34 protein-coding genes are annotated in these 23,032 nt (G+C 35.9%); 3 read left to right on the top strand and 31 right to left on the bottom strand.

Features of this window, described 5'->3' with window-relative positions; all coding sequences use genetic code 11:
* Positions 1-45 precede the first annotated feature (45 nt).
* Positions 46-960, bottom strand: a complete 915-nt coding sequence (locus tag LC418_RS04525) for a dimethylarginine dimethylaminohydrolase family protein (protein WP_223558243.1) — start codon at positions 958-960, stop codon at positions 46-48.
* A gap of 312 nt (positions 961-1,272) precedes the next feature.
* Here LC418_RS04525 and LC418_RS04520 point away from each other — a divergent pair, with 312 nt between their 5' ends.
* The gene (locus LC418_RS04520) at positions 1,273-1,434 is read left to right on the top strand and encodes a hypothetical protein (RefSeq protein ID WP_157963380.1); all 162 of its coding nucleotides are present in this window, start codon (positions 1,273-1,275) and stop codon (positions 1,432-1,434) included.
* 43 nt (positions 1,435-1,477) lie between these two features.
* On the opposite strand, the gene LC418_RS04515 is transcribed toward LC418_RS04520, so the two are convergent.
* Both LC418_RS04515 and LC418_RS04510 read right to left on the bottom strand, forming a co-directional pair.
* Positions 1,478-3,841, bottom strand: a complete 2,364-nt coding sequence (locus LC418_RS04515; RefSeq protein ID WP_223558242.1) for a TonB-dependent receptor domain-containing protein — start codon at positions 3,839-3,841, stop codon at positions 1,478-1,480.
* Between the two features lie 79 nt (positions 3,842-3,920).
* Positions 3,921-4,982: a helix-turn-helix domain-containing protein gene (locus LC418_RS04510; protein WP_111957121.1), complete on the bottom strand. Its 1,062-nt coding sequence runs from the start codon at positions 4,980-4,982 to the stop codon at positions 3,921-3,923.
* 168 nt (positions 4,983-5,150) lie between these two features.
* On the opposite strand from LC418_RS04510, the gene LC418_RS04505 reads away from it, so the two are divergent.
* The gene (locus LC418_RS04505; protein WP_111957119.1) at positions 5,151-5,588 is read left to right on the top strand and encodes a hypothetical protein; all 438 of its coding nucleotides are present in this window, start codon (positions 5,151-5,153) and stop codon (positions 5,586-5,588) included.
* A 71-nt stretch (positions 5,589-5,659) separates the two neighbouring features.
* Here LC418_RS04505 and LC418_RS04500 read toward each other — a convergent pair whose 3' ends face one another.
* The 6 genes from LC418_RS04500 to LC418_RS04475 form a co-directional block, all read right to left on the bottom strand.
* Positions 5,660-6,946 carry a citrate synthase gene (locus LC418_RS04500; RefSeq protein ID WP_111957117.1) on the bottom strand — a complete coding sequence of 429 codons (1,287 nt, stop codon included), beginning with the start codon at positions 6,944-6,946 and terminating at the stop codon, positions 5,660-5,662.
* 82 nt (positions 6,947-7,028) lie between these two features.
* Positions 7,029-8,321, bottom strand: coding sequence for a phosphopyruvate hydratase (gene eno / locus LC418_RS04495; RefSeq protein WP_111957115.1), 1,293 nt, complete (start codon positions 8,319-8,321; stop codon positions 7,029-7,031).
* A gap of 290 nt (positions 8,322-8,611) precedes the next feature.
* The gene (locus LC418_RS04490; protein ID WP_223558241.1) at positions 8,612-9,388 is read right to left on the bottom strand and encodes a sensor histidine kinase; all 777 of its coding nucleotides are present in this window, start codon (positions 9,386-9,388) and stop codon (positions 8,612-8,614) included.
* A gap of 35 nt (positions 9,389-9,423) precedes the next feature.
* Positions 9,424-9,870 (bottom strand): hypothetical protein, encoded by a 447-nt coding sequence (locus LC418_RS04485; protein ID WP_111957111.1) that lies wholly within the window; start codon positions 9,868-9,870, stop codon positions 9,424-9,426.
* Positions 9,871-9,998: 128 nt separating this feature from the next.
* On the bottom strand, positions 9,999-10,814 hold the full coding sequence (locus LC418_RS04480; RefSeq protein ID WP_223558240.1) for a hypothetical protein: 816 nt from the start codon (positions 10,812-10,814) through the stop codon (positions 9,999-10,001).
* Between the two features lie 5 nt (positions 10,815-10,819).
* A complete protein-coding gene (locus LC418_RS04475) occupies positions 10,820-11,452 on the bottom strand; it encodes a response regulator transcription factor (RefSeq protein WP_111957107.1) in 633 nt (210 codons plus the stop codon).
* A 176-nt stretch (positions 11,453-11,628) separates the two neighbouring features.
* Between LC418_RS04475 and LC418_RS04470 the strand changes: the two genes are divergently transcribed.
* Entirely contained in the window at positions 11,629-12,063 is a 435-nt protein-coding gene (locus LC418_RS04470; RefSeq protein WP_223558239.1) for a hypothetical protein, read from the top strand.
* 179 nt (positions 12,064-12,242) lie between these two features.
* On the opposite strand, the gene rplQ is transcribed toward LC418_RS04470, so the two are convergent.
* From rplQ to rpsC, 22 genes are all read right to left on the bottom strand, one after another.
* Positions 12,243-12,770 carry a 50S ribosomal protein L17 gene (gene rplQ / locus LC418_RS04465; RefSeq protein ID WP_111957103.1) on the bottom strand — a complete coding sequence of 176 codons (528 nt, stop codon included), beginning with the start codon at positions 12,768-12,770 and terminating at the stop codon, positions 12,243-12,245.
* A 6-nt stretch (positions 12,771-12,776) separates the two neighbouring features.
* Positions 12,777-13,772 carry a DNA-directed RNA polymerase subunit alpha gene (locus LC418_RS04460; protein ID WP_034725969.1) on the bottom strand — a complete coding sequence of 332 codons (996 nt, stop codon included), beginning with the start codon at positions 13,770-13,772 and terminating at the stop codon, positions 12,777-12,779.
* A 33-nt stretch (positions 13,773-13,805) separates the two neighbouring features.
* On the bottom strand, positions 13,806-14,414 hold the full coding sequence (gene rpsD, locus LC418_RS04455) for a 30S ribosomal protein S4 (protein WP_111957101.1): 609 nt from the start codon (positions 14,412-14,414) through the stop codon (positions 13,806-13,808).
* A gap of 19 nt (positions 14,415-14,433) precedes the next feature.
* Positions 14,434-14,823, bottom strand: a complete 390-nt coding sequence (gene rpsK, locus LC418_RS04450) for a 30S ribosomal protein S11 (RefSeq protein WP_027387198.1) — start codon at positions 14,821-14,823, stop codon at positions 14,434-14,436.
* Positions 14,824-14,835: 12 nt separating this feature from the next.
* Positions 14,836-15,213 carry a 30S ribosomal protein S13 gene (gene rpsM / locus LC418_RS04445; protein ID WP_040993540.1) on the bottom strand — a complete coding sequence of 126 codons (378 nt, stop codon included), beginning with the start codon at positions 15,211-15,213 and terminating at the stop codon, positions 14,836-14,838.
* A gap of 9 nt (positions 15,214-15,222) precedes the next feature.
* On the bottom strand, positions 15,223-15,339 hold the full coding sequence (rpmJ, locus tag LC418_RS04440; RefSeq protein ID WP_007839480.1) for a 50S ribosomal protein L36: 117 nt from the start codon (positions 15,337-15,339) through the stop codon (positions 15,223-15,225).
* A gap of 109 nt (positions 15,340-15,448) precedes the next feature.
* Positions 15,449-15,664: a translation initiation factor IF-1 gene (gene infA, locus LC418_RS04435; protein WP_027381317.1), complete on the bottom strand. Its 216-nt coding sequence runs from the start codon at positions 15,662-15,664 to the stop codon at positions 15,449-15,451.
* Between the two features lie 3 nt (positions 15,665-15,667).
* A complete protein-coding gene (gene secY, locus LC418_RS04430) occupies positions 15,668-17,047 on the bottom strand; it encodes a preprotein translocase subunit SecY (RefSeq protein WP_034725974.1) in 1,380 nt (459 codons plus the stop codon).
* Positions 17,048-17,056: 9 nt separating this feature from the next.
* Positions 17,057-17,506, bottom strand: a complete 450-nt coding sequence (gene rplO / locus LC418_RS04425; protein ID WP_111957099.1) for a 50S ribosomal protein L15 — start codon at positions 17,504-17,506, stop codon at positions 17,057-17,059.
* 21 nt (positions 17,507-17,527) lie between these two features.
* Positions 17,528-17,704 (bottom strand): 50S ribosomal protein L30, encoded by a 177-nt coding sequence (gene rpmD, locus LC418_RS04420; protein WP_007839493.1) that lies wholly within the window; start codon positions 17,702-17,704, stop codon positions 17,528-17,530.
* Positions 17,705-17,714: 10 nt separating this feature from the next.
* Positions 17,715-18,236, bottom strand: a complete 522-nt coding sequence (gene rpsE, locus LC418_RS04415; protein ID WP_034703137.1) for a 30S ribosomal protein S5 — start codon at positions 18,234-18,236, stop codon at positions 17,715-17,717.
* 19 nt (positions 18,237-18,255) lie between these two features.
* Complete coding sequence (gene rplR / locus LC418_RS04410) at positions 18,256-18,609, bottom strand: 50S ribosomal protein L18 (RefSeq protein WP_111957097.1); 354 nt, start codon at positions 18,607-18,609, stop codon at positions 18,256-18,258.
* A 15-nt stretch (positions 18,610-18,624) separates the two neighbouring features.
* Entirely contained in the window at positions 18,625-19,170 is a 546-nt protein-coding gene (gene rplF, locus LC418_RS04405; RefSeq protein WP_111957095.1) for a 50S ribosomal protein L6, read from the bottom strand.
* 17 nt (positions 19,171-19,187) lie between these two features.
* The gene (rpsH, locus tag LC418_RS04400) at positions 19,188-19,586 is read right to left on the bottom strand and encodes a 30S ribosomal protein S8 (RefSeq protein WP_111957093.1); all 399 of its coding nucleotides are present in this window, start codon (positions 19,584-19,586) and stop codon (positions 19,188-19,190) included.
* 144 nt (positions 19,587-19,730) lie between these two features.
* The gene (gene rpsN / locus LC418_RS04395; RefSeq protein WP_047376574.1) at positions 19,731-20,000 is read right to left on the bottom strand and encodes a 30S ribosomal protein S14; all 270 of its coding nucleotides are present in this window, start codon (positions 19,998-20,000) and stop codon (positions 19,731-19,733) included.
* A 3-nt stretch (positions 20,001-20,003) separates the two neighbouring features.
* Positions 20,004-20,555 carry a 50S ribosomal protein L5 gene (gene rplE / locus LC418_RS04390; protein ID WP_111957091.1) on the bottom strand — a complete coding sequence of 184 codons (552 nt, stop codon included), beginning with the start codon at positions 20,553-20,555 and terminating at the stop codon, positions 20,004-20,006.
* Positions 20,556-20,568: 13 nt separating this feature from the next.
* Positions 20,569-20,895 (bottom strand): 50S ribosomal protein L24, encoded by a 327-nt coding sequence (gene rplX / locus LC418_RS04385; RefSeq protein WP_111957089.1) that lies wholly within the window; start codon positions 20,893-20,895, stop codon positions 20,569-20,571.
* A gap of 22 nt (positions 20,896-20,917) precedes the next feature.
* Positions 20,918-21,286 carry a 50S ribosomal protein L14 gene (rplN, locus tag LC418_RS04380; protein WP_007839504.1) on the bottom strand — a complete coding sequence of 123 codons (369 nt, stop codon included), beginning with the start codon at positions 21,284-21,286 and terminating at the stop codon, positions 20,918-20,920.
* 2 nt (positions 21,287-21,288) lie between these two features.
* Positions 21,289-21,546, bottom strand: a complete 258-nt coding sequence (gene rpsQ, locus LC418_RS04375) for a 30S ribosomal protein S17 (RefSeq protein ID WP_053073319.1) — start codon at positions 21,544-21,546, stop codon at positions 21,289-21,291.
* 11 nt (positions 21,547-21,557) lie between these two features.
* Positions 21,558-21,746 (bottom strand): 50S ribosomal protein L29, encoded by a 189-nt coding sequence (rpmC, locus tag LC418_RS04370; protein ID WP_034725985.1) that lies wholly within the window; start codon positions 21,744-21,746, stop codon positions 21,558-21,560.
* 11 nt (positions 21,747-21,757) lie between these two features.
* Positions 21,758-22,183, bottom strand: coding sequence for a 50S ribosomal protein L16 (gene rplP, locus LC418_RS04365; RefSeq protein ID WP_034738777.1), 426 nt, complete (start codon positions 22,181-22,183; stop codon positions 21,758-21,760).
* A 98-nt stretch (positions 22,184-22,281) separates the two neighbouring features.
* Positions 22,282-23,028: a 30S ribosomal protein S3 gene (gene rpsC, locus LC418_RS04360; protein ID WP_111957087.1), complete on the bottom strand. Its 747-nt coding sequence runs from the start codon at positions 23,026-23,028 to the stop codon at positions 22,282-22,284.
* Positions 23,029-23,032 lie beyond the last annotated feature (4 nt).

Raw genomic sequence — 23,032 nt, 5'->3', positions numbered from 1 at the left:
GAAAAGATTAAAAGATTCAGAAACCATTCTAATCTTCACATCAATCTACTCTCTTACCAGTGGCATTGTGGAGCACCTCAAGAGTCCGCCCATTTTAGAAATCTCTCTGTAAGGAATTTCTTCTACGGTCATTCCCCACTCGTTTCTCAGGTGATTGTTCATTCTTGTAAATGTTTTGTCTGAGACAACAACTTCGGGAGAAATAGAAAAGATATTCGGGAACATTTCAAACATTTCTTCATCATTAAGGTGAAAACAGTTTTCTTCTCCGAAGATATCAATGATCAGGCGGTAATCGCTTTCGTCCACGAATCCGTTTTTATAGATCAGGCATTTATCTTTTCCCACCGGATTGAATGTGCAGTCCAAATGTAGGATCCCTTCAAACGGAATTTTATCATTTTTCTTTAATTCCAGGTCGATGATTCTTTTCTTCGGAAAATATTCTTTCAGAATTTCAATAGCATATTCATTGGTTCTCGCTGTTTTATAGTTTCTGTAATCTTCGCTGAAACATGTTCCTATAAAAAGGAAATCATCCCATACAATAACGTCACCGCCTTCAATGTGTGCAGTTTCCGGAAGATTGATAATTTTTCTCCACGCTACTTTTTCAAAAACTTTCTTGTAAGCATCCTGCTCATCAGCTCTGTCAGCGATCACATTTGAGATGATCATTTTATCGTCAATCACAAAAGCCACATCTCTTGCGAAAACCTGGTTATAATCTTTGATAATGCTTGGACGAAGGACTTCTACATCATATTTCTTCAATACAGCTTCAAAAGCATTCATTTCGTTGATAATATCCTCTTCTTTAGGATACATATTGTGTTCGATGGAGTAATATGACTTGGCGTCATAACTCTCCTCCAGTGTGGGAACGGCTCCCATTGAATTAGGCTGTCCTAGAACAACTGATTTCAGCCTGCCCGTTTCGTTTTTAATGTTTAGTTTCATAAAGATTTATGCAATACTACAAATATAAGTAAAGGTCTCTATCTGGAAAACTTTTGATTTGTTTTATGCATCAAATTTGATTTTAATGCTGCTTATATTCGGCCTTATGCCTTATATTCCTGTATTAAATTGTAAATACAACCCAATAGTCCCTTTATATTTCCAACATAATTCATCTACAACTGACTATTTTTCATCTACATAAGAAACAAAAAACAATATATTTTATAAAATAAATTCATATCTTAGTGATATAATTTCAATGGAATTATAAAAATTAAAATTTAACTATTAACATCAAAAATCAAAATCATGAACAAGAAAAGCCCGGTGCTTAAAAATGCACAAAAATTAGGAAGAAACGAGCAGAAATTAATCACAGGAGGAGGGATAACCAGACCCAGATACTGCTGCGAGTGGGATGACAACGGAAACTGTACCATTTGGACGTGTGGTAACTGTGTTTGTCCATAATTAAAGAAATAACAACCCTGCTTTTGATAAGCAGGGTTTCTTTTTATCGCGCCCTGTTTTCTTCTTCTGTTTTCAGAAGTTCTTTGGCTTGGTATTTTGAACTTCCAAAGCTGTATCCTACCGAAAAAATCAGACGGCTGCTGTCCCACCAATGAGTAAGACGGTTGTCCATAATCTGCTTATGCCTGAATTCCAAACGCTGATCATAAGAATCAAAAATATTGTTATAGCTTATTTTTGTATTCAATGTGTTGTTAAACCATGACTTCTGCACAGATAGATCTACTGTATACCTTGGTTTGATAATGTATAGGCTGTTTCCGGTTTTGGATTCATAATTTGCAAATAGATTAACGGTATATCCTTTAGGTAAAGTAAAAACCTGATTTATCCGTATTTCATAATTATACACTTTTAAAGCAAACACCTCACCCAGATAAGGTCTGAACTCATCGTTATAGTATCCCGCAAGCTGGCTGGTGATATTCCACCAGTTTGTCAGTTTCACAGGAAAACTGGTTTCTATAGAAGCAAATTTGCGGTAAGGAAGATTGGTTCCAAGATATTCCAGAACGTTGGTTTTCGGATTGTAAAGCGGATACCGGGTCATCACATCTTTTTCTTTTCCTGCTGTAAAACTGGTCACCCAATTCTTATAGCGGTACGTAAGTTTGATCTGGCTGGTGAAAGAAGGCTGCAGATAAGGATTCCCGATCCAATAATTCAGCGGGCTGAAATAAACCCGGAACGGATTGAGCTGGGAAAACACAGGTCGTGTTATTTTTCTGCTGTACGAAAGTGACAGTTCATTAGATTTATTGAATGTATAGGTTGTACTAAAAGACGGCAGCCATTCGAGATAATTTCTTGACACCACAGAATCTTTAGTAACTGCATCCGAAATACTCTCGGTATTTTCAAACCTTAGTCCTGCATTCACCTGAAGCTTTCCAAATTTCTGTCTGTATGAAACATAGCCGGCCCATATTTGCTCTTTGTAAGAAAACATATTGCTACGCTCCGGATCAAAGATAAAACGGTCATCAACAGACAGCGTATCGTAGCGGATATTATTATGGGTATTGGAATGGCTGTATTTCATTCCGGCCTCAAGGTCAGCATTTCCTATCTTTTGGGAAATGTCGATTTGTGCGGTCTGGATATCAATTTTATTAAGCAGGTCAGATTTCCAGTAGGATAAAAGTTGAGAGGTTGGTTTATCTTTATTGATAAAATCATCCTTCTGCTTATTTCTGACGGAAAGATAATTACCTAAAAAATTCAGTTTAAAACCTTTATTTTGAAATGAATAATCTGCAGTTACCCCATAATTTTCCTGGGAATAATTTGTAGGGTTTTCACTTTCGGTGTTAAAGATCAGCTGTGAGCCTTCTTTATTGGTAGTGTATAGTGAACCTGAACGGACCCGGTCACTGGTTCTGAAATTTCCTCTTAAACTGATGCCTAATCTATTCTTATCATTGATCCTGAAATCTGCTCCGGTCTGAATGCCATATACCTTCCCTTCATCTTCCTGATACGTATTGGTTTGCATGACATTGGTATTGGCAAGCTTCTGTAGTGCATTATAGCGATAGATAGAAATACCATTATTGTAACTGGCCTGCAAGCTGTATGCTGTCTTTTCTGTATTATAAGAAAGGTTTAAAGAGTTTTCTCTGTAGCTGAACTTATTGGCATAGGTATTTCCACTGTAATGTCCTTTCCAGCCAAGGTTTCCGTTTCTTTTTAGTCTGATATCGATAATTCCTTTAAACTCAGCATCAAATTTGGAAGAAGGGTTGGCATTCACTTCAACAGATTCTACCATTTCCGGCGGTAATGAACGAAGATAGGCCTGAAGTTCCTGGCTGCTCATGGTGACTGGCTTCCCGTCAATAAATATGGCAGGAGTAATTCTTCCGCCAATAAAAATGCCGCCTTCCTGATCTATGGAAACGCCCGGTGTTTTTCTTAAAACCTCAAGAAGATTCGCAGAGGTCTTGAAATCTTTATTTCCGGAAACACTCATTACGACATTTCCGTCATTGAGCCTGATACTTCTGGCCGCTGAACGGATCACTACTTCAGAAATATTTTCAGAAACAGGTTTCAATTCAATCAAAGAAATATCTTCTACAGTATTAAATTCTTCCGTTTCATATCCATTTTTCCGGACCACAAAGTAAGCATCAGGAGCTACATTATCAAGCCGGAAAAAACCTAAGGAATCCGTCTGAACTTTTTGAATGATGCTCCGGTCTGATTTATTTAACATAGAAACTTCAGCCTGAGAAACAGCTGTCTTGGTCTCTGAATCCAAAATTTTCCCCTGTATTGTTTCCTGAGCTTTTCCAAAGAAGGAAAGGAATAATAGCAACAGAAAAAACCATAATCTGATATTCATAAATTTTAATTTTATGAAACCAAAAGTAGCAGGCTATTGAAAAAATAAGGTTTTGAAGTTTAAATTCCGCAGTACGAAATTATAATTCTGAACTTTGAAACCTAGCTTCAGAAGGGGTTTGTGACTGCTTGTATAAAAGCGGTGTGGTATTTTTAATTTTTTTGAATGTGGAAAAGAAAGTAGACTTAGAATTAAATCCAACTTCATAACCAATCTCTTCGATCTTGAGGAAGGAGCCGATTTCTATTTTTTGACAGGCTTCGTTGATCCTGTATTCATTGATGTAAGTTGAAAAGCTTTTACCGAGATTATCATTCAGCAATTGGGAAAGCTGATGGGCAGACATATTCATTTTAGCCGCCAGATCGCTTAATTTCAGGTTTGGATTTTTGTATAATTCTTCGGAATTCATAAGCCGTTCAAGTTTTGAAACAAAACTGTCTGCAAGTTCTTCTGAAATCTTTTTATTGGTATATTTAGGAATCTCTTTTACAGAATTATCATTATTCTTTTTACTGAAAAGAATTAAAAAATTCGCGTACAGCACAAATGAGAATACAAGACTTCCGCCTGCACAATACACCTGTACCCAGCCTGTAGAAATTAACTGATACGCCAGGAAAATGATCACATTGCTGATAAGTACCGGAAGGATAAATTTATTGGGATTTCTCGCTGTCTGTTTTGAAGAAATATAATACTGATATACAGCAAGCAAGACAAATACTGACCAAACCGTATAAATAAAGGTTCCGAAATATTTATCCCAACTAACCGGAAAAAACAAATACAGCAATCCTACACCTCCAAGAACCAATGTCAATACTCCGAAAAACGCTCTGCATTGTTTTAAATCAAATTCTTCTTTCTGGAATGATGATCTGATGTAATAATATAAAGCCGGCCCTGTGAAAAATAGCGCAGACATCCCAAGGTGCGGAATGATTCGCGGCCAGTCCGGATAGAAATAGATACAAACGGAAATCCCCACTCTGATGCTTAAAGTCAATAAAATCAAGCCTAAAAAGAAATCCGGAATGTTTTTAAGTTTTTTGACAAACAGAAGATAGACCCCGAGCAGCAACCCATTAAAGGCTCCTACCGCACTGAAGAAAAATAACATCTGCTGTCCGAAAGTCATTATATTGATTTATTTTCTTGATAAATTCCTATCATTCCGGCTTAAACCAAAACTAATTGAAAGTGATCACTTTATGAAGGTAAATTTAATAAAATTATTGTCTTCAAATTGATATATATAACAAAAGATTCACTTTAAATTTTGTATTTTTAAACTCTTCTTAAATTAATGAAAAAATCTGATCAATCTCTTTACAATATATGTATTGCTTCAATAAAAAGAAAGACAATAAAACCTTACGATTTCAAATGGGCTCAGTTTTATGATTCAGATTCCAATCCAAAATTATTATTTCAAAATTTTCCAATTGATTTTGAGAAAGAAGAACTAATCATTTGTTCTGTTATTATTGATTCTGACAACTACAGTATTTTAACAACACGAAAACTAGTAACAAACAATAAAGGAAATATAGAATTCGGAAACCTGATAAACGCTAAAAACAAATGGTATGGAGAATTCAAAAGCAAAACTGATCAATATGCTTTAGGTGAAGTGGAACTAGTGACAGGCGAAAGATTACCCTATTTTATAGAAACAGACAAAGCATCCATGATTATGATTTATGGCATAAATACTTTAATAGATATTACTAAGGAACCTTAATAGCAAATCAGTGATTAAAATAAAAAATCCCAAAGCAAGCTTTGGGATTTTGTTTATGATAAAAACAGGGGTTATCTGTTTGTAATATCGATGTAATCTCTTTTTTGAGCACCCTGATAAACCTGTCTTGGTCTTCCGATAGGATCTCCTTTCAGTCTCATTTCTTTCCACTGAGAAATCCATCCCGGAAGTCTTCCCAAAGCAAACATTACGGTGAACATTTCTGTAGGAATTCCCAGTGCTCTGTAGATAATACCTGAATAGAAATCTACGTTTGGATATAGTTTTCTTTCTACGAAGTACTCATCTTCAAGTGCTACTTTTTCTAACTGCATTGCAATGTCAAGTGCTTTATCCTGGATACCTAATGCATTAAGGATATCGTCAGCAGCTTTTTTAATGATCTTCGCTCTTGGATCAAAGTTTTTATACACTCTGTGTCCGAAGCCCATTAGACGGAAGCTGTCGTTTTTATCTTTTGCTTTCGCTACCCATTTATTAACATCTCCTCCATCTTTGTCGATCAACTCAAGCATTTCGATAACAGCCTGGTTAGCACCTCCGTGAAGAGGTCCCCAAAGTGCAGAAACACCGGCAGAAATAGAAGCAAAAAGACCTGTATGAGCAGATCCTACCATTCTTACTGTAGAAGTAGAACAGTTTTGTTCGTGATCAGCATGAAGGATTAATAGTTTATCAAGAGCGTCTACAATAACTGGATTTACTTCAAATTCCTCGTTAGGTAATCTGAATGCCATTTTGTAGAAGTTTTCTACATAGTTCAGGCTGTTATCTCCGTGGTTAAGCGGAAGCCCCTGAGTTTTTCTGTAGGTCCATGCGCAAAGGTGAGAGAATTTAGCAATCATCAATTCTGCAGCGTGGTCCATTTCTTCTTTAGAGTTTACATTAACGGCTTTAGGGTTAAAAGCTGTTAAAGCGGAAGTTAAAGAAGATAAAACTCCCATAGGATGAGCAGAACGAGGAAAAACATCAATGATCTTTTTCATTTCATCTGCTATAAAGTTATATTTTTTAATATTATTGTTGAAGGAAACAAATTGGTCCTGAGTAGGTAATTCACCATGTAATAAAAGGTACATAACTTCTGAAAAGTTAGATTTCTCAGCAATCTGCTCGATTGGATAACCTCTGTAGAATAATTCTCCTTTATCTCCGTCTAAGTAAGTGATGTCGCTAATAGTAGCTCCGGTATTTTTGTACCCTAAATCCAGAGTGATTAAACCTGTCTGGTCTCTTAATTTTGAAATATCAATTCCTCTGTCTCCGATAGTACTATCCACAATTGGATATTCATATGAATTACCGTCATAATTCAATATTACTTTGTTGTCTGACATTTATTTATTTTTTTTTAAATATACTACTTATTACAAAATACGGCAAACAAAAATTATCGCTTGCCGTTATTTATAAATTCAATTATCTTTTAATTTTAAATGCATCTAAACCTGGGAAAAAAGCCGTATCACCCAATGCTTCCTCAATTCTTAAAAGCTGGTTATACTTCGCCATTCTGTCTGATCTTGAAGCAGATCCGGTTTTGATCTGTCCGCAATTCATAGCTACTGCCAAATCAGCAATTGTGGAATCTTCGGTTTCTCCTGATCTGTGAGACATTACTGAAGTAAATTTGTTATTCTGAGCCATTTGTACAGCATCCATTGTTTCGGAAAGAGAACCAATCTGGTTTACTTTTACAAGGATTGAGTTGGCAATACCTTCTTTTACTCCTCTTGACAATCTTTCTACATTGGTTACGAATAAATCGTCACCCACAAGCTGTACTCTGTCTCCGATTTTATCAGTAAGCATTTTCCATCCTTCCCAGTCGTTTTCCTGCATTCCGTCTTCGATGGAGATGATAGGATATTTAGCTGCTAATTCAGCAAGGTAAGAAACCTGCTCGCTGCTGGAGAACTGAGCGGCATCCGGAGTCTGGAATTTTCTATAGTCGTAAATTCCGTCTTTGTAAAATTCTGAAGCGGCACAGTCAAGCGCCAACATGATATCGTCACCTGGCTTATAGCCTGCTTTTTCAATAGCCTGAAGCAATGTATCCAAAGCATCTTCAGTTCCTTTGAAAGTAGGTGCGAAACCTCCTTCGTCCCCCACTGCTGTAGAAAGACCTCTTGAATGAAGAATAGATTTCAGGTTGTGGAAAATTTCAGTTCCTTTTCTCAATGCATCAGAGAAAGATTCTGCTTTTACCGGCATTACCATAAATTCCTGGAACGCTATAGGAGCATCGGAGTGAGATCCTCCGTTGATGACATTCATCATTGGAACAGGAAGTGTATTGGCATTAACTCCTCCTACATATTTGTATAACGGTATTCTTAGTTCAGCAGCAGCAGCTTTAGCTACAGCCAAAGAAACTCCTAAAATTGCATTGGCCCCAAGGTTTCCTTTGTTGGCAGTTCCGTCAAGATCAATCATGATCTGATCAATAAAGTTCTGCTCAAAAACCGGCTGTCCGATTAAGTTTTCTGCAATTACTTCTTTTACATTTTCAACAGCTTTCAGGACTCCTTTACCCATATAATCTGAACCACCGTCACGTAATTCCACTGCCTCATGTTCACCTGTAGATGCTCCTGAAGGTACGGCAGCACGTCCCATGGCCCCGCTTTCTGTAAATACATCTACTTCAATGGTAGGATTACCTCTGGAATCCAAAATTTGTCTCGCTTCTATGAAAGAAATTGCACTCATATTGTTTAGTTTTGAACCATCCGCAAAAGCTTCAAGTTGTTTATTATTAAAATTATACTTATTACAAATTTAATGAAAAAACTAACCTGATGAAAAAAGTAGGCTTTAATATTTGGTAATACATCCAAATTTATCAACGTTTTTTATGACATTGAGAGATTATAGTTTAATTTTCCATTTAAATGAGATTTTACCTGTCAGAAACAGTATGTTTTCTTTGTTCTGCAATAATTTTTTTTATTGTTTTTTGCCTTCTTGAAGACAAAGGTTCTATGTATGTTTTCCGGATCTTATACTGTAGTTCTGAAAAGCATCTGTGTTCCTGATCCTTCAGATAAAATTTGACATTCGCCATTCTGTTCCTGCATCCGCCGTTTCATATTCCGGAGGCCGTTCCCTTCTGCATTTTCATGACTGATCCCGACTCCGTTATCAGAGATTTTCATGATAAATTCTTTATCTTTTTGAACAAAAGAAAGTTTCAACTGATTGGATTGACTGTGTTTATAAGCATTATTCAGAGCCTCTTTTAAGCATAAAAACATATTCCGTCTCAGTTCTGTAGAAATTGGTGTTTCTGATATAATATCTTCGCTTTCTGACGAAAGCTTAATTTTTGTTTTTTTCAGAAAGTTACCGGTATATTGTATGGCATAGTCTATAAAGCTTCCCAGAGTATCATTTCCTGAGTTCAGGCTCCAGAGCATTTCGCGCATGGATAGGTTCATTTCTTCTGAGGTTTTCAGCAGCTCATCGATATCATTCTGCAGATCTCCGTCTTCCGCTTTCTGCTTGAGGAATTCTGCCTGAAGTTTCAATGCTGAAATCCCGGCTCCGAGATCGTCATGCATATCGTGGGAAATACGTTCCCTTTCCTGTTCTATAGATTTTTGCTTTTCGAGTTCTTTTTGAAGAAGCTGGTTTTGATGCTCTGCTTCTTTAAGTTGCTGTTCTTTAAGATACAAAAGCTGTTTTTTATTATACATTAAAACAACAAAAATAATGAAAGCAATGAATAGCATTATTACAATAACTGCAATAATGTAAGTGAGTTTTATTCTATCCAAATCATTCATTTCTATCTTAATTCAATTCCAAACGTTTATTTTCTGCAAAAAATACCTCTCAGGAATAATGCATAGCAAAAAATAGTAATTCCCTGATAAAAATAATTTATACCTTGGAAAAAAACACTGTCTTTTTCGGCAAAAAATAATGATGGGATAATTCGCATTAAAAATACAGCACTCCACAATAAAAGTCCAGCACAAAACCAGAATTTCTGTTTATTGTAGATTGAAATTTCATTAGGATTTTTAATTTGCCACATCATCCATCCTAAGCTAAGAAAAACATAAACAAAACTTTGTATCACCGGTAATAAATTTTCATCTCCAATACTATTCTTTATAAGCAGGCAGGTAATGACTATAAATAAAAGAATGTATCTATTATAATGTAATGTAAAAAGTTCTTTATAATAAAATATAAAGAACAGAATATAAAAAATCTTAGTGTATTTATAAATGCCACCATCAAATATTCCCATGAATATCAGAATTTCTGATAAAAAAACAATCACAAAGTATAAATACAAGAATCTTTGTCTTGCTGCTTTATTTATAACTGAAAAAGCAAGACAAAGAAAAGTTAGAATTAAATAGAATATATACATATTTAGCAGCCTGGCGGCTTTAAACAAAAGTCATCAGAAAAAACTATTGGAGGATTTTTAAGAGCTTTGTTGGGACTTAATTCCATCAAACACATAATTAATGTTAGGTGGTGCATTTTACTTTTCTTATTGCTGTTAACATTGTTATTCGTTAATACCCCAGGTAAAAAAGATAAAGTATGTTTTGTTGGCTCATATTGGCTAAAGTCAGCATACGGTATTAATATTTCAGTAGTATTACCATACGTTTTATCCCCTGACTGTTCAGAGTCTACCAATCCTATCTTAGCTTTTGTCATTTCATCATAAATACCGGTTTTGAAGACATTATCCATTTCTTTAAATACTTTCTCATCAACCTGCTTAATAGCATTTTCTGTAATAATGTATTTGTTATTATTTGAGTCAGCAAAAAGAATTTCCAAATGATTTTCTCTTGTAGTAAGAATTAGCCGTATCGAGTCATTATTCTTCACCATCTTTTTCATTTCCTCTCCTACACTGGGAGCTATATCAAAAGAATATGGGTATTTTTTTCCCAATCCTAAATGTGGTTTATATGTAGTTGAATATTTCCCATAATACTTATCTACATCCGTATCCGGTATTGTTGTTAATATGGTTTGTAAGCTTAGAAAATCGAATTTCTTTATATATATACTATCTCCATTAGAATCAACAGGAGCAGCATTAGCTTTTTGATCCGGCTGGTCTAAAGCTCTATCCCTTATTTCTCCGGTCTTATCCTTCCTGCAACTTATCAAAAACAACATTAAAGTTATTAGATAAATAATTCTTAATAGTTTAATTGTTCTCATGTCTCTTAGTTTTTAAAATGGTTAAATTTATTTATTGCTTCTACCTTATTGCTCACGTGCAGTTTTCTGTAGATATTTCCTACATGTTTTTTTACAGTGTCTATACTGATGAACTTTCTGTCGGCAATTTCTTTGTAAAGGAGTCCCTGTGAAAGGAGCTCGAGAATTTCTTTTTCACGTTCTGTGAGGTCATCAAAATCTTTAATTTCAGGAAGTTTTTTTTCAAAATGACTTAAGACTCTGCGGGCGATGGACAGGCTCATGGGGGCACCGCCGTTATATACATCGCGGATGGAAGAAAGGATCTTGTCCATGCTTTCACCTTTGATGAGATATCCCATGGCTCCTGCTTTTAATGAATTAAAGATCTTTTCATCATCTTCAAAACTGGTACACATGATGAACTGTGTCTTTGTCATTTCTTTTCTGAGCTTTTCAATGATTTCGATACCCAGCATATCCTGCAGCTGGATATCCATCATAACAACATCCGGGGAAATACCGGGAAGATTATTCAGGGCTTCCTTTCCATTAAAGAACTGGGCAGTCACGTGCATATCCTGCTGGTAATTGATGACCTTCTTCAACGCGTTGTTGTAGTTCTTTTCGTCTTCTACTATGGCGATAGAAATGCTCATTGTTTTTTGTTTAAGACAAATTTCGTAAGAAAACAAGACGGAATCAATTACACTTTTGTGTAATTTAGTGACTTGAGTTCAGGGTTATTGGTTTGTTTTTTGTTTCTATTAAATTTAGTTAAAATTTCTATTACAATAGAAAAACAATTAACCCTACACATTAAAAAATAAATATCATGAGAAAAAGCCTTTTAATAGCAGTTTCAGCTGTGGCATTATTATTAACCAGCTGTAAAAAAAGTGAAAGCGGAAACAAAAGCGTAATTAAAATTGACAGTTCAGAAACGGTGATCACCGACAACAATGGGAAAATTGATTCTGTAACCCAAAGTTCTTCAACAACTGAAGTGAACGGTCAGAAGACAGAGAAAACAGATTTCGTTTACAAGGCTACAGACGGAACATTAGTAAAAGTAGTATTCAAAAATGATCCTAAGGAAAATACTGTAGCGATCACCAGCAACAAAAAGACATTTACATTACCTAAAACAGACACAAAAGACGGTGAGGTCATCTACAAAAAGGATGATATGACTGCCAGGGTAAAAGGTGATAGTCTTCATCTGGAACAGGGAAATAATGTGATTGAATTGAAGAGGACGAAAATTTAAACCGAGATAAATTCCTGAATCAGGGTTTAGAAAATAATGGTGAATGTGATACTGAATTGTCAATGGTGAATATTGAACTCACTTCATTGCTGAAATAAATTTATTGTTCTTCGCAGAAGCCGGCAAATAAAAAAGCCATCCAGATTCTGGATGGCTTTTCAATTATATCTGAATGAATATTATTCTTCAGTTTTCTCTTCTGCAGAATCAGCTGCCTGAGCCTTAGGCTCTTCAGTTTTCTCTTCTGCTTTTGGAGCTTCAGCTACTACAGCTTCAGCTTTTTTTGCAGTTGCAGATCTTCTGCTTCTTCTTGTAGCTTTTTTCTCCTCAGCATTAGGATTGTAAAGTTCGTTGAAATCAACCAGCTCAATAAGAGCCATGTCAGCAGCATCACCTTGTCTGAAACCAGTCTTGATGATTCTTGTATAACCGCCGTTTCTTTCTGCGATTTTAGGAGCTACTGATCTGAAAAGTTCAGCAACCGCCTCTTTACTTTGAAGATATGAAAAAACAATTCTTCTATTGTGTGTAGTATCTTCTTTTGCCTTTGTTAATAGAGGTTCAACATATACTCTTAAAGCCTTAGCTTTAGCTACAGTAGTGTTGATTCTTTTATGCTCAATTAGAGAACAAGCCATATTAGAAAGTAAAGCACTTCTATGAGAAGCTGTTCTTCCTAAGTGATTGAATTTTTTACCGTGTCTCATTATTAATTATTTATCAGCGTCTAACTTATATTTTGCAACGTCGAAACCGAAGTTAAGACCTTTTGAATGCACTAATTCTTCTAGTTCTGTCAAAGATTTTTTACCAAAATTTCTGAATTTCATCAAATCAGACTTACTGTAAGAAACCAGTTCTCCAAGAGTTTCTACTTCAGCTGCTTTCAGACAGTTAAGGGCTCTTACAGAAAGATCCATATCTGCTAATTTAGACTTAAGTAATTGTCTTGTATGAAGTGTTTCTTCGTCATATTGGATAGATGCTTTTACAGCTTCTGTTTCAAGAGTTATTCTCTCATCAGAGAACAACATGAAGTGATAAATTAATATCTTAGAAGCTTCAGTTAAAGCATTTTGAGGACTGATGGAACCATCAGTTTCTATATCTAATACAAGTTTTTCGTAGTCTGTTTTTTGCTCTACACGATAATTTTCAATGCTGTATTGTACTTTCTTAATTGGCGTGAAAATAGAGTCAATAGCAATAGTACCTACAGGTGCATTGTTTGACTTATTCTGTTCTGAAGGAACATACCCTCTTCCTTTTTCTATATTGAAAGTAATTTCGAAAGTTACATCACTGTTTAGGTTGCAGATCAAAAGGTCCGGGTTCAGCACCTCAAATCCGTTGATAGACTTTCCTAAATCACCAGCAGTAATAACTGTTTGACCTGAAACTTTAGCAATTACCTGCTCGTTGGCCTGGCCTTCTGCTGAAGCTTTTAATCTTACCTGCTTAAGGTTAAGAATAATTTCGGTAACGTCTTCGATTACTCCTGGAATAGTTGAAAATTCGTGCTCTACACCTTCTATTTTGATAGATGAAATAGCATATCCTTCCAGAGAAGAAAGCAACACTCTTCTCAAAGCATTACCGATTGTAAGCCCGAAACCTGGTTCTAATGGTCTGAATTCGAATTGACCTTTAAATTCATCAGAGTTAAGTAAAATTACTTTATCGGGTTTTATGAATTGTAAAATTGCCATATTATTGGGTTGAGCAAAAATTTGATTAAAAAATTATTTAGAGTAAAGTTCGACGATAAGCTGTTCCTTGATGTCCTCCGGAATCTGGATTCTTTCAGGAGCAGAAACGAAAGTACCTTCTTTCTTCTCATCGTTGAATTGTAACCACTCATAATTAGCTTTAGAAGCTAATGAATCAGTAACAACCTCAAGAGATTTAGATTTCTCTCTTACAGCGATCACATCACCTGCTTTTACTAAATAAGAAGGAATGTTAAGGATCTCCCCATTCACAGTGATGTGTCTGTGAGAAGTTAACTGTCTAGCAGCAGATCTTGTTTTAGCAAAACCTAATCTGAATACTACGTTATCCAATCTTGATTCACAAAGCTGTAATAGAACTTCACCTGTTACACCTTTACTTCTGTGTGCTTTTTCAAATAAGTTAGCAAACTGCTTTTCTAAAATACCGTAAGTATATTTAGCTTTTTGCTTTTCAGCTAGCTGAATTGCATATTCAGATTTTTTAGCACCTCTTCTTTTGTTAGGACCGTGTTGTCCTGGCGGTTGGTTTTTTCTTCTTTCGAAGTTTTTGTCATCTCCGTAGATTGCAGCACCAAACTTTCTAGCAATCTTAGTTTTAGGTCCAATATATCTTGCCATAATGGGTAAATTCTAAAAATTAAACTCTTCTTCTTTTCGGTGGTCTACATCCATTGTGCGGCATAGGAGTCACATCAATGATTTCGCTAACTTCAATACCTGAATTGTGGATTGTTCTGATTGCAGATTCTCTACCTGCACCAGGACCTTTCACATACACCTTTACTCTTCTTAATCCAGCTTCGTGAGCAACATTAGAGCAATTTTCAGCCGCCATTTGAGCAGCAAATGGAGTATTCTTTTTAGAACCTCTGAAACCCATTTTACCGGCAGAAGCCCAAGAGATAACTTCTCCGCTTTTATTTGTTAAAGAAATGATGATGTTATTGAAAGAAGCCTGAATGTGCGCTTCACCAATAGCTTCAACTTTTACTTTTCTTTTTTTAACTACTTTAGTTTGTTTTGCCATAATTCCTAACGATTATTTACTTGCCTTTTTCTTGTTAGCAACAGTTTTTCTCTTTCCTTTACGGGTTCTAGAGTTGTTTTTCGTTCTCTGGCCTCTTAAAGGTAGTCCTAGTCTGTGACGTATTCCTCGTTGGCATCCTATGTCCATCAATCTCTTGATGTTCAATTGCACTTCAGATCTTAATTCTCCTTCTACTTTTATGTTTTCAGAGATATATGTTCTGATTGCAGCCAATTCATCGTCATTCCATTCGTTGACTTTCTTGTCTTCGCTGATACCGGCAGCTTTAAGGATTTCGGAAGAAGTACTTCTTCCAACTCCGTAGATGTAAGTTAAACCGATAACACCTCTTTTGTTTTTTGGTAAATCAATACCTGCAATTCTCGCCATAATTTAATGTTAGCCTTGTCTTTGTTTAAATTTTGGGTTCTTCTTGTTGATTACGAATAGTACACCTTTTCTGCGTACAATCTTGCAATCAGCGCTTCTTTTTTTAATTGATGCTCTAACTTTCATTTGAAATATTTATTTTTTTTACTGACCAATGAATCTTACGATTTCATTTTGATAGTATTTATTTTTCAACAAGAGCCAAATGGAACATACATTCCATTTGGCGTTTGTCTTAATATCTAAATGTGATTCTCCCTTTCGATAAATCATAGGGAGACATTTCTAGTTTTACCTTGTCTCCAGGTAAAAGTTTAATATAATGCATTCTCATTTTACCGGAAATATGAGCGATAAGTATATGCCCATTCTCCAGCTCTACACGGAACTGGGCGTTGGAAAGAGCTTCCGTGATAACGCCGTCTTGTTCAATATGTTTTTGTTTCGCCATAAATTAATATCCAGTCGTTCTTGATAATTTAGACTGCATTAAGCCATCATAGTGATGATTCAGCAGATATGTATTAATCTGTTGAACGGTATCTAAAATAACTCCAACCATAATCAATAGTGATGTTCCCCCGAAAAATAGGGCGAACGCATCTGTCTGAACAAAGCTTCCATGCACTATTGCTGGAAGGACTGCAAAGATAGACAAAAATATTGCACCTGGCAAGGTAATTTTTGATAAAATATCATCTAAATAATCAGCTGTTTCTTTACCGGGTCTTACTTTCGGTACTAAACCTCCATTTCTCTTCAAATCATCAGCCATTTGGTTTACCGGAATCGTAATTGCAGTATAGAAGAATGAGAAGATAATAATTAATAGCGCGAACAATACATTGTACTGCCAGCTAAAAACATTCTTGAAACCTGCAAGAAAAGTATTGGACTCATCGAATTTCGTTAATAGTCCTGGTACGAACATCAATGCCTGAGCAAAGATAATCGGCATTACACCAGCAGCATTTACTTTCAATGGGATCCATTGTCTTGCTCCCTGCATAAGATTTCTGTTTACACCTCCTCTTGCTTGAGCTCTGCTTACATACTGAATTGGAATTTTTCTTACAGCAACAGATAATACTACTGCTAAAAGAACTACCAGCATCCAGAATATTACTTCTATAAGGATCATGATAGATCCCATTCCTCCTTTTCCGTTCTGCACGGCCATTTCCTGTACGAATGCTTCAGGTAATCTTGATAGGATCCCCACCATAATAAGGATGGAAATACCGTTTCCGATACCTTTGTCGGTGATTTTCTCACCTAACCACATTGCGAACACTGAACCGGCAACCAAAATTACAATACTTGGTAACCAGAACATGATAGAATTTGGCTCTACATAGTATGCAGAAGAGAACTGAGCATACGGTAAGAATAATTGAGTAATAGACGTTAAATAAGAAGGAGCTTGTACAAGACAAACACCAATCGTTAACCATCTAGTAATTTGATTCAATGTATTTCTACCAGACTCTCCATCCTTCTGAAGTTTCTGAAGATAAGGAATAGCCATCCCCATCAACTGAACAATAATAGAAGCAGAAATATAAGGCATGATTCCCAACGCCATTACGGAAGCGTGGCTGAAAGCCCCCCCCGTAAACGACGAAAGCAAGCCAAGGAGACCTGCTCCTTGCTTGTTACCGCCTTGATTTTTATAATGCTCTAAGAGATCTCCCACTTCTGCAAGGTTAATTGCGGGAAGTGAGATATAAGATGCGAATCTATACACAAGGATAATACCTAACGTAAAGAGAATTTTATCTCTTAATTCCTTTAGGCTCCAAATATTTTTAAGGGTTTGTATAAATTCTTTCATTAGTAAGTATTATAAGGTAATTGCTTTTCCACCTGCTTTAGCAATAAGCTCTTCAGCAGATTTAGTGAACTTGTCAGCAGAGATTGAAACCGCAGATTTCAATTCTCCTCTACCCATAATTTTCACTAATTCGTTTTTAGAAACTAAACCGTTTTCTACTAAAACTTCTTTCGTGATATCTCCAGTAATGGATTTGTTCTCGATTAAAATTTGGATAGTATCAAGGTTTACTCCTCTAAACTCTTTTCTGTTTACGTTTTTGAAACCGAATTTAGGTAATCTCCTTTGTAAAGGCATCTGTCCACCTTCGAAACCGATTTTCTGAGAATAACCAGCTCTAGCTTTCTGACCTTTATGACCTTTCGTAGCAGTACCTCCTTTTCCTGTACCCTGACCTCTACCAATTCTTTTTGAATTGAAAGTAGATCCTGCAGCAGGTTTTATGTTATTTAAATTCATTTTAATTTCTTTTGTTAAAAATTATTTTTGAACTTCAAGTAAATGACTAACTGCAGCTATCATTCCTAAGATAGAAGGAGTAGCTTCGTGTTCTACAACTTGGTGAAGTTTCTTAAATCCTAATGCTTCAAGCGTTCTCTTTTGGGTTTTTGTTCTTCCAATAGCGCTTCTTACTTGCTTTACTTTGATTGTTGCCATTGTTCTAATATTAACCGTTAAACACTTTACTTAAAGAAACTCCTCTCATTCTAGCGATCTCTTCAGGTCTTCTGATATCCAATAACGCTTTGAAAGTAGCTTTCACCACGTTGTGAGGGTTAGAAGATCCTTTAGATTTTGAAAGGATATCGTGAATACCAGCAGACTCCAATACCGCTCTTACCGCACCACCGGCGATAAGTCCTGTACCGTGAGAAGCAGGTCTTAAGAAGATATCTGCACCACCGTATCTGGCAGTAGTCTGGTGAGGGATTGTGTGGTTCATTACAGGAACTTTCACAAGGTTTTTCTTAGCATCTTCAACAGCTTTAGCGATTGCAGAAGCTACTTCTTTAGATTTTCCAAGACCGTGACCGATTACTCCGTCTTCGTTACCTACTACTACGATAGCAGAAAATCCGAAAGCTCTACCTCCTTTGGTTACTTTTGTTACTCTGTTAACAGCTACGAGACGATCTTTTAATTCTAATCCTCCCGGTTTTACTCTTTCTATATTATCTAGTCCTAACATATTTTCCGAAATTTTATGATTAGAATTTAAGTCCTCCTTCTCTCGCTCCATCAGCAAGAGCTTTCACTCTTCCGTGGTAAACGAAACCGTTTCTGTCAAATACAATACTTTCGATTCCTGCAGCGATAGCTTTGGCAGCAATAGCTTTACCAACAGCAGCAGAAACTTCAGTCTTGGTACCATTAGCATCAACACCTTTCTCTCTTGAAGAAGCGGCAACTAAAGTTGTACCATTTTTATCATCGATTAACTGAGCGTAAATTTCCTTATTACTTTTATATACAGATAATCTTGGCAATTCAGAAGATCCAGAGATTTTTCCTCTTACTCTTCTTTTTATTCTTATTCTTTTTTCTAATTTACTTAATGCCATAATACTTATAATTTATTAAGCAGATTTACCAGCTTTACGTCTAACAATTTCTCCAAGGAATCTTACACCTTTTCCTTTGTAAGGCTCAGGCTTTCTGAAAGAACGAATCTTTGCAGCTACCATTCCTAGAAGTTGGTTGTCATGAGACGCTAAAGTAATAATTGGGTTTTTACCTTTTTCAGTCAATGTATCTACTTTTACTTCGCTTGGAAGTTCTAATACGATACCGTGAGAGAATCCTAAAGCTAACTCAAGTTTTTGACCTGTGTGTGAAGCTCTGTATCCTACCCCTACTAGTTCCAGTTTCTTTTCGAAACCTGTATTAACACCAGTGATCATGTTGTTGATCAACGCTCTGTATAGACCGTGAAGTGCTTTGTGTTGTTTAGACTCAGATGGTCTGTTAACGTTAAGTTCACCATCTTTCTGTTCTAAAGTAATTCCTGCTGTAAGCTCCTGAGAAAGTTCTCCTTTAGGACCTTTAACTGTTACAACACCGTTATTTTCAGTGACAGTAACTCCAGCTGGAATTGTTATAATTGCTTTACCAATTCTTGACATTTTCCTCTGATTAAAAATTAATAAACATAGCAGATTACTTCACCGCCTACTTTCTCTTCTCTAGCCTTCTTGTCAGTCATTACTCCTTTAGAAGTAGAGATAACAGCTATACCCAAACCGTTCAGTACTCTTGGAAGTTCAGTAGAACCTTTGTACTGTCTTAAACCTGGTCTAGAAGCTCTTTGAATAGACTTGATAGCCGGTTTGTTAGTTTGCTTGTCATACTTTAAAGCGATTTTGATCACTCCTTGAACAGCGTTATCTTCAAACTTGTAGTTTAAGATATACCCTTGGTCAAATAAGATCTTAGTAATCTCCTTTTTGATTTTCGATGCAGGAATTTCCACCACTTTGTGGCCTGCGCTTTGTGCGTTCCTTACTCTTGTTAGGAAATCTGAAATTGGATCTGTTACCATTTTTCTATTTTAAATTATTGGTTAAAGACAATCAGTATTGAAAGGACTTGAAGATTAAAATATCAGACTTCAGAAAATCTTGGGTCTGATATTTTTATTCTTTAGTATCCAGACAACTTAATTGTCCCGATTAATTAGTAATTATTACCAACTGGCTTTTCTTACTCCCGGGATAAGACCGTTGTTTGCCATTTCTCTGAAAGTTACTCTGGAAATACCAAACGTTCTCATGTATCCTCTAGGTCTACCTGTTAGTTTACATCTGTTGTGTAATCTTACAGGAGAAGCATTTTTAGGTAATTTCTGAAGTCCTTCATAATCACCAGCTTCTTTTAAAGCTTTTCTTTTGTCAGCGTATTTAGCAACTAGTGCTTCTCTTTTGCGCTCACGCGCTTTCATTGATTCTTTAGCCATCTCTTAGTTCTTTTTGAATGGTAAACCGAAGTGAGTTAATAATGCTTTAGCTTCTTTATCTGTTTTCGCAGTTGTAACGAAAGTGATGTCCATCCCCTGGATTTTTTTCACTTTGTCAATTACGATTTCAGGGAAGATAATCTGCTCAGTAATACCTAAGTTGTAATTACCTCTACCATCGAACCCGTCTGCTTTGATACCAGAGAAATCTCTGATACGTGGTAAAGCAGAAGAAGTAAGTCTGTCTAAGAATTCATACATTTTATGAGCTCTCAATGTTACCTTAGCACCTACAGGCATACCTTTTCTCAATTTGAAAGCTGCTTCGTCTTTCTTAGAGATAGTACCTACTGCTTTCTGGCCAGTAATCATTGTTAATTCTTCTACAGCATAATCAATGATTTTCTTGTCTGCAGTGGCATCACCTAATCCTTGAGATAGGATGATTTTTTCCAATTTAGGTACCTGCATTACAGATTTGTACCCAAATTCTTCCATCATTGCAGGAACAATTTTCTCTCTGTATATATTTTTGGGTCTTGCTATAAATTCCATGTGTTAATTCAAATTATAAAGTTTCACCCGTTTTTCTATCGATTCTTACTTTCTTATCTCCATCGATTTTGTAACCGATTTTGATAGCTTTTCCGTCTTTACCAACTAGGGCTACGTTTGAGATATGGATAGAAGCTTCCTTTTCAGTAATCCCACCTTGAGGGTTAGAAGCTGAAGGCTTAACGTGTTTTTTAACGATGTTAAGTCCTGCAACGATTACTCTAGGGTCTTTTCCTTCTTTCTTGATCACTTCAATAACTTCACCTGTCTTACCTTTGATATCTTTCTTACCAGTAGTAATGATGACGTTATCTCCTCTTTTTATTTTTAACTTTGACATTTTCTTTTAAAAATTTTAAAAATTAAAGTACTTCAGGAGCTAATGAAATGATTTTCATATATTCTTTGTCTCTCAACTCACGAGCAACCGGTCCGAAAACACGTGTTCCTCTCATTTCTCCCGCTGCGTTTAGTAATACACAAGCATTGTCTTCGAATTTGATGTATGAACCATCTTTTCTTCTAACTGCTTTTTTAGTTCTTACTACTACAGCTTTAGATACCTGACCTTTTTTAGCATTTCCTGATGGTGTAGAATCCTTGATAGTAACAACGATTTTATCACCAACTGAAGCATATCTTCTTCTGGTTCCTCCCAGAACTCTGATAACTAGTACTTCTTTTGCACCTGTGTTATCAGCAACTTTTAATCTTGATTCTGTTTGTAACATTATTACTTAGCTTTTTCAATGATTCTTACTAATCTCCATCTCTTGCTCTTGCTCAAAGGTCTAGTTTCTTGGATAAGAACTGTATCACCTTCTGTGCATTCGTTGTTTTCGTCGTGTGCAGTATATTTTTTCGTTTTTAATACGAATTTACCGTACATCGGGTGTTTCACTCTCGTAGTCTCACTTACAACAATGGTCTTTTCCATTTTATTGCTGGAAACTATTCCGATTCTTTCTTTTCTTAAGTTTCTTTCCATAATGTATGAAAATCTTATTGTTGTTTAGTGGTTAACTCAGTGTTTAGTCTAGCGATCGATCTTCTCAAATCTCTGATTTGAATCGGGTTTTCAATTGGACTGATCTTGTGAGCCAATTTCAGTTTTGAATATTGAGTTTTCAATTCAGCAAGTTTTGCTTGAATATCACCCGCGCTTAAATTTTTAATATCAGCTTGTTTCATTGTATCAAAGATTATAGAGGTTTAACAAAATCGTTAGCAACTACGAATTTAGTAACTACCGGTAATTTCTGTGCAGCAAGTCTTAAAGCTTCCTTAGCGATTTCGTAAGATACTCCTCCGATTTCGAACATAATTTTACCTGGTTTTACTACAGCTACCCAATATTCCACAGCACCTTTACCTTTACCCATACGAACTTCGGCTGGTTTTTTAGTAATTGGCTTATCCGGGAAGATTTTGATCCATAGCTGACCTTCTCTCTTCATATATCTTGTCGCAGCGATACGAGCAGCTTCGATTTGTCTTGCAGTGATCCAAGCACCTTCTATAGCTTTGATTCCAAAAGTTCCGTAAGCCAGTTGATTACCTCTTTGAGCAATCCCCTTCATCTTCATCTTGTGAACTCTACGGAATTTGGTTCTTTTTGGTTGTAACATAATTTCTAAATTTTAGATTTTAGATTTTAGATTTTAGATTTTTTATATTTTAAAAAAGTAACGGTAATTTAAAATTCAAAATTTCTAACCTAAAATTTTTAATTATTATTGTTATTATTGTTATTTTTTCTAGGTCTTCTGTTGTCTCTGTCTCCTCTGTTTCCGCCTCCTGAAGGACCTCCTTTTTTCTGTTGTCCCACTAGTGGAGAAAGATCTCTTTTACCGTAAACCTCTCCTTTCATGATCCAAACTTTTACTCCTAGTCTACCATAAGTAGTATGAGCTTCAGCCCAGTGATAATCGATATCAGCTCTGAAAGTAGACAAAGGAATTCTTCCGTCTTTGAAAGATTCGCTTCTTGCCATTTCAGCTCCGTTCAATCTACCAGAGATTTGAACTTTGATACCTTCAGCACCCATTCTCATTGTACTAGCCATTGCCATTTTAACAGCTCTTCTGTAAGAAATTCTGTTTTCAATTTGCTTAGAGATGCTGTCAGCCACTAATACTGCATCAAGTTCAGGTCTTTTGATTTCGAAAATATTGATTTGAATATCCTTACCTGTAAGTTTCTTCAATTCTTCTTTCAATTTATCAACTTCCTGACCTCCTTTACCGATGATAAGTCCCGGTCTAGCAGTAGTGATCGTCACTGTTACTAATTTTAGTGTTCTTTCAATATAAATTTTTGAAATCCCACCTTTAGATAATCTAGCCTCAAGGTATCTTCTGATTTTGTAGTCTTCCGCGATTCTGTCTCCATAATCGTTTCCGCCAAACCAGTTAGAATCCCATCCTCTGATGATACCTAATCTGTTACCAATTGGATTTGTCTTCTGTCCCATACCT

It is taken from the genome of Chryseobacterium lathyri (assembly GCF_019970085.1).
Taxonomy (GTDB): domain Bacteria; phylum Bacteroidota; class Bacteroidia; order Flavobacteriales; family Weeksellaceae; genus Chryseobacterium; species Chryseobacterium lathyri.
Note: the sequence above shows the minus strand (reverse complement) of the source record. Positions and strands in the feature narration are given on the sequence as shown.